5 protein-coding genes and 1 pseudogene are annotated in these 6,000 nt (G+C 63.3%); 2 read left to right on the top strand and 4 right to left on the bottom strand.

Annotated elements, in window-relative coordinates:
• The 4 genes from BJQ90_RS10765 to BJQ90_RS10750 all read right to left on the bottom strand — a co-directional run.
• A partial coding sequence (locus BJQ90_RS10765) for an ABC transporter ATP-binding protein (protein WP_226760277.1) occupies positions 1-709 on the bottom strand: 709 nt, incomplete at its 3' end.
• Positions 710-761: 52 nt separating this feature from the next.
• Entirely contained in the window at positions 762-1,604 is an 843-nt protein-coding gene (locus BJQ90_RS10760) for a carbohydrate ABC transporter permease (protein ID WP_226760276.1), read from the bottom strand.
• Positions 1,601-2,497, bottom strand: coding sequence for a carbohydrate ABC transporter permease (locus tag BJQ90_RS10755; RefSeq protein WP_226760275.1), 897 nt, complete (start codon positions 2,495-2,497; stop codon positions 1,601-1,603). Before BJQ90_RS10755 ends, BJQ90_RS10760 begins: the two co-directional genes overlap by 4 nt.
• Complete coding sequence (locus BJQ90_RS10750; protein ID WP_226760274.1) at positions 2,497-3,768, bottom strand: ABC transporter substrate-binding protein; 1,272 nt, start codon at positions 3,766-3,768, stop codon at positions 2,497-2,499. Before BJQ90_RS10750 ends, BJQ90_RS10755 begins: the two co-directional genes overlap by 1 nt.
• A 689-nt stretch (positions 3,769-4,457) precedes the next feature.
• Between BJQ90_RS10750 and BJQ90_RS10745 the strand changes: the two genes are divergently transcribed.
• Together BJQ90_RS10745 and BJQ90_RS10740 are read left to right on the top strand one after the other, a co-directional pair.
• Entirely contained in the window at positions 4,458-5,729 is a 1,272-nt protein-coding gene (locus BJQ90_RS10745) for an ATP-binding protein (protein ID WP_226760273.1), read from the top strand.
• Positions 5,730-5,833: 104 nt separating this feature from the next.
• Positions 5,834-5,995 (top strand): annotated as a pseudogene (locus BJQ90_RS10740) (DUF4158 domain-containing protein); the annotation flags it as partial.
• Between the last annotated feature and the right edge of the window lie 5 nt (positions 5,996-6,000).

The following is a 6,000-nucleotide window of genomic DNA, read 5'->3' as shown; positions in this document are numbered from 1 at the left end:
CGATGAACCCGCCGACAAACTTATCGGCCGGGGCATCGTAGACGTCCAGGGGATCGCCGAGCTGGGCGATCCGGCCCTTACGCATGACGGCAACCTGGTCGCCCAGGGACAGGGCCTCGCTCTGGTCATGGGTGACGTAAACGGTGGTGGTCCCGAGGTCCTTGACGATCTTCTTCAATTCGGACCGGAACGTCAGACGGAGCAAGGCATCCAGGTTGGAGAGCGGCTCGTCCATAAGAAGCACGTCGGCGTCCATCACGATGGCCCGGGCCACGGCGACGCGCTGGCGCTGACCGCCGGAGAGTTGGGCCGGAAGCCGGTCAAGGTACGGGGTGAGCTGAAGCAGATCGGCAGCCCACTGGACTTTGCGCTCAATTTCCTTGGAATCGACCTTGGCCATCTGCAGCCCGAAGCCGATGTTGTACCGGACCTTGCGGTGCGGGAACACGGCGTAGGACTGGAAAACCATGGACATGTTGCGCTTGTTCGGCGGCAGGTAGGTGACGTCGCGGCCGCCGACCGAGATCGAGCCGGCGTCCGGGAACTCGAGGCCAGCCACCATCCGCAGCAGCGTGGTTTTGCCGCAGCCGGAGGGGCCGAGCAGCACGGTGAAGTCGCCGTCCTTGATGTCCAGGGAGACATCGTCGGTGGCGCGGTCCGTGCCGCCGGGGTAGGTCTTGACGAGGTGGGAGATGGAGATATCAGCCATGATTGGCTCCTTCTAGGGTGATTCCGGGAAGTGTTGGGGGGAGGGCGGAGCCTTAGCGGATCGTGGAGCCCCACATGTTGGTCAGATACCGCCGCATAAAGGCGATGAAAATGATCGAGGGGATGACGAGCGCGAAGCCGCCGGCGAATCGGTAGGCCAGGGGCGAATCCGACAGGGAGGTCAGGACCTGGGCCGGTAGGGTCCGGTGGTCCAGCGTCAGGATGGAGGCTCCCAGCACTTCGTTCCAGGACATCACGAAGGTGAAGATCGATGCCGCCGCCAGGCCGGGCAGTGCCATCGGCATCACCACCCGGGCGAAGGCGCTGAACGGGCTGCAGCCGAAGATGCGTGCGGCCTCTTCCACGTCGACCGGGACGCTGAGGAACACGCTGGCCGAGATCAGGATGGTGGTGGGCAGGGCCAGCGAGGTGTGGAGCAGGATGACGCCGTAGGTCGTGTCATAGATGCCGGTGGTCAGGAATAACTTGGCGAGCGGAACCGAAAGGACCACGATCGGCAGGGCCCGGGTGAAGAGAAGGAACAGCTGGTAGGGCTCTTTGCCGGGGAACGCGAACCGGGCCAGGGCGTAGCCGCCGGGGATCCCGATGACCGCCGAGAGGGCCAGCGTGCCCACGCCGACGAGTACGGAGTTGCCGAGGGCCCCGAAGATTCCGGTGGAGGACAGGAACGCGTAGAGGGTGTCGAAGGAGATGTTCGTGGGAAGCATGCTGAGCGGGAACTCGTTGAGGGATTCGCGCGTCGAGAGTGCCGCCAGCGAGATCAGGTAAATCGGGACCAGCATGGAGAGTGAGATGGTGACGCAGGCTATCTGCAGGTAGATCCGGTGCCGGCGCTGCCGCTGGAGGGGTGCTGTGTCTACGGTGGGGGTGCTCATCGTTTGCCTCCCTGCCCTTTCTCGCGGAGTGCCCGCAGGTAGAAGATGGAGGTCAGCATCGATGCGACGAGGATGACCAGGGCCAGCGCCGCGGCGACGTTCGGGTTCTGCAGGGCCGTGTACCAGCGGTAGGTTTCGCCGACGACGAGGGGAAAGTTCTGCCCCGTGAGTGCCTGGGCAACGGCGAACGTCTGGAATGCCAGGATGGTGCGGAGAATCAGGGCCACCTGCAGGCTTGGCTTCAGGAGCGGGAGCGTCACGTGGCGCAGGCGCTGCCAGAAGGTGGCGCCGAAGACCTGGGCGGCTTCGTCATAGTCCTTCGGGATGCCTTGCAGGCCGGCGACGACGATCACCAGCACCAGCGAGGTGGAGCGCCAGACTTCGGCGATGAGGACGCAGAAGAAAAGCGTTGCCTGGTTGTCATAGGCGAGCCAGGAGATGCCGTCGATGCCGAACCCCTTCAGGAAGGAGTTCAGGTAGCCGCGATCGTTGAAAATGGACAGCCACACCAGGCCGGCGGCCAGGTCGCTGAGGGCCAGCGGAATGGCCCAGACGAAAAAGTGCAGCTTGTTCAGCCGCGGGTTGGACCGCAGCAGCAGGGCCATGGCGATGGCAATCCCGAACTGGAGCGGGATCATGACCGCAATCAGCAGGACCGTGTTCCGCACCGCGGGCCAGAAGTAAGGGTCCTCGACCATCCGGTTGACGTACTCGAGCGTAAATCCCTGCTCGTTCTGGAAGGCCTGCAGGACGCCCTGGACAACCGGCCAGCCGAGCAGCAGGGACATAAAGACAATGGAGGGGCCGATCAGCCATACGGCCGGGGGCACACGGCGGGGCCGCGGCGCGGCCTGGACTGCGGCCGGACTCACCGGCGGGGACTGGACAGTCATTACGCTACCTCGCACTTCGTACCGGGTGAGACGGGATCGGGGGCCCAGCAGGGCACGTCCAGCTCGTTGAGGATCGTGTTGAGCTGGCCGGCCTGGCGGTCCAGGGTGGCCTGGACGGGGGAGTTGTTGAGGCAGATCTCCTGGAAACAGTTCTTGAAGATCTGGGAGACTTCGCCGTCTTTTTTGCCCAGCCCGACGGGCGGCAGGGCCAGGAGGGCCCCGGGCGAACGTTGCTGGAGGCGGACGGCGGCGGCTTCGAGGGCGACGGCGCCCCTGAGGTCGCTGGGCAATTCTGTCTGCACCACGGGGAAGAACGCATTGCTGCGCAGCGTCTCAATCTGGGTGACCGGTTCCGAGAGGCCGCGGATGGCCTGTTCGGCGCGTTCGCGCTCACGCCCGCCCTTCGGCAGTGCGACGCCGGCGACGATGAGCATGTAGCCGCGGCCTTTCGGTCCCCGCGGGGCCGGAACCATCAGCCAGTCGTCCGGTTTGGAAGCCGGCGCTCCGACAAGCCGGGCGACGTGGTCCCAGGCCACCAGGACTTCGCCGCGGGCCAGGGGTTCCTGCATCGCGTCGTAGTTGGTGGAGGCCGGAGCCATGTTCTCCCAAAGCTCCCGCATGTAATTCCAGGCCGTGACGGCATCCTGATTCCGGAACGTGGTGATCTGGCCACCGGTGAAGCTCGGAAGCAGGAAGCCCTGGTAGAAGCGGTGGTGCAGGCCCTTGGGTCCGGCCGGCATGCCGAAGACCGGACGGCCGGCTCCCTGCTTCGCCGCCTTGGCCCAGGCCAGGAAGTCCTCGTAACTGAGGTCGTTGACATCAACTCCGCCGGGCAGCCATTCGAGGGCTTTTTTGTTGACGGCCACGACATAGGTGGCCTGCATCCAGGGAACATATTTGGAGGTGGTGCCGCCGACCTTGGTCAGTTCGAGGATGTCCTTGCCGAAGCCGCGGCCGGAGAGATCGCGGATCAGGGGGTCGACGTCTTCGAGCGAGTCAGCCAGCGGGGCCAGGTCGCCGTGCAGTCCACCCAAGAGGGAGAGGCTGACGTTGCCCGAATCCACCTGCGACCGCACGGTCGAGGCAAAGACCCCGGCGTCGACCGGGTTGTAGGCCACGGGGACCTTGAGGAATTTCTTGAGGACAGCTTCGTAGCGCTGCTTTTCCTCGACGGGGGTGAACTGCGTTGAGAGGAATCCGACGGTGCCTTCGCCGGCGGCCGCGCCGCTGGTATCGAAGCCGGCACAAGCGGAGAGGAAGGGGAGAGACATGGCGGTCCCGAGGCCCGCGAGGAGGAGGCTTCGTCGTGAAGGCTGTCTCTGCGGGGGGTGCAAGTTGTCCTGGTTCATTGACTGCTCCAATCCGGTGCGCGCCGCTGCAGCACCTTTCGTCTAAGGATGAGACAAAAGCGATTGTGTGTCAAGGACCACACCCGGCGGCGGGCGCCGTCGAGAATGGACGCCCGGCTCAGGTCCCCGTGCCGGTCGATGTTCAAAGACCCATTCCGCTTCTTGAAAGGGTCATTGCCACCTACGTTGCCACCCGCGAAACCGACTTGAGTGACCGTGTGAAAGCCGTCCGACAGTGTCATCCAAGACGGCCGGAGCGGCCTTCATCACCCGGCACGTCTGCAGCTCATGCACCTTATGATGGGCGGCAGCCCGTGCGGGCCTGCTTTGCAGCTGATGCGTGTATTGATGGAGCTGTCAGGTAACGATCGTTACCGGACGCTGCGAGTGCTGACTATGGCGCTCTTCTATGTCGCGGCGTCAAGCGATGATGCTCGCAGTCGCGGTGGCCGGGACGTTAAAGCTCAAGTGGGCGCTCAAAGTGGTGGATCACGACTGCTCAATACGGTGGACTCATATAGCTCAGAATGGTATCTTCAGAACGCTCAGAATGGTATCTTTAGAACGCTCAAAATGGTGTACTAGTAAAGATGCGCGGGAGGTCCATCACAATGGACGGGTACAAGAGGCGGATCATCGATGACTCCATCGACGAGCTCTTCCCTTCGTTCGCTGCAATCTCCATCGATGGGGCTCGCGCGATCGGGAAGACCTCCACCGGGAGGCAGCGAGCGAAGACAATTCTCGACTTGGACCTCCCCGAGATACGGGAGTTGATCCAAGCGGATCCCAAGTACTTGAGCAGAGTAGACACCCCTGTCCTCATCGATGAATGGCAACATGTCCCTGAGGTCTGGGACCGTGTCCGCCGCCTCGTCGACAGTGACTCGACCGGAGAACGGTTCATCTTGGCCGGCAGTGCCGCACCCGTTGGCACCCACCTCCACTCCGGGGCTGGCCGTATCATCCGATTCCGCATGCGACCTCTTTCCATCGCGGAACGCAACTTGGCAACGCCCACCGTCCGCGTCCGCGATCTGCTCAGCGCAGACACCCCGGACATCCACGGTTCCAGTGACGTCGAACTGCGCGACTACGTCCGCGAAATCGTCGCCTCCGGATTCCCGCAGCCTCGGCAGATGAGCGACCGTGCCCGCGGAGTTTGGCTGGATGACTACATCGAGCGAGTCATCACTCACGACTTCACCAAACAGGGGCACCGCATCCGCCGGCCTGAACTGCTGCGAGGTTGGTTGCGGGGTTACGCCTCGGCCACCGCCTCCGCAACCACGTTTGCGAAGATCGGTGCCAGTCTCGACCCAGGTGAACCGACGGGACCGACGAAGAAGACGTCGATCGCCTACCGTGACGTCCTCAGCAGCCTCTACCTGCTCGACCAAGTCGACGCCTGGTCGCCCAGTCAGAAGCTCCTGTCACGAGCGTCCCTCGCGCCGAAGCACTTTCTCGCCGATCCGGCACTCTCCGCGCGCCTACTCAACCTCAACGAGGTCAAATTGATGTCCGCCGCCCAACCCGCGACCAACAACGGGGACCGAACTCGGCTCGGCGATTTCTTCGAAGCACTCGTCGCCCTTAGCCTTCAAACCTATGCGGAGGCGAACGACGCGCAGGTGTCCCACTTCCGCGACCATGATGGGCGGCACGAGATTGACTTCATTATCCACCGAGGACACGCAGAAGCTGTCGGTATTGAAGTGAAGCTAAAATCCGCGATCACCGACCACGACGTTCGCCACTTGCTCTGGCTGAAGGAGTCGCTCCCCGACCAAATCGTCGACCTCGTCGTCATCAACACGGGCGCCCACGCCTATCGTCGACAGGATGGCGTAGCGGTCATCCCGCTCGCGTTGCTCACCGCCTGATGGACGCCCTTCGGGCAAATTTTCCCGTCCCACCATCTCGGGGTCTGAGGAGGATCGGTACGGAAATTCACGGTAAGGGATCGGGTGGCTGTTGAATTGGTGCCATGGCGGTCGATTTCCTAAGTGACGAGCAGGCCTCCGGGTTCGGCCGATTCCCGGTTGAGGTGTCACTGGATGACCTGGAAGGCTTTTGCTGGTTGGACGATGCCGATCTGTCGGTAGCCGGCCGCCGCCGGGGGATGCACAACCGACTGGGATTCGTTATCTTGAG

This window comes from Arthrobacter sp. SO3 (assembly GCF_020532825.1).
Lineage (GTDB): Bacteria > Actinomycetota > Actinomycetes > Actinomycetales > Micrococcaceae > Arthrobacter.
The sequence above is the reverse complement of the archived record's forward strand: the minus strand, read 5'-3'. Positions and strand labels throughout refer to the sequence as shown.

What these genes read in the sequence shown, in the direction of transcription:
- BJQ90_RS10760 (WP_226760276.1), bottom strand. Translation starts at nt 1,604, where the DNA reads ATGAGCACCCCCACCGTAGACACAGCACCCCTCCAGCGGCAGCGCCGG.
- BJQ90_RS10755 (WP_226760275.1), bottom strand. Translation starts at nt 2,497, where the DNA reads ATGACTGTCCAGTCCCCGCCGGTGAGTCCGGCCGCAGTCCAGGCCGCG.
- BJQ90_RS10750 (WP_226760274.1), bottom strand. Translation starts at nt 3,768, where the DNA reads ATGTCTCTCCCCTTCCTCTCCGCTTGTGCCGGCTTCGATACCAGCGGC.
- BJQ90_RS10745 (WP_226760273.1), top strand. Translation starts at nt 4,458, where the DNA reads ATGGACGGGTACAAGAGGCGGATCATCGATGACTCCATCGACGAGCTC.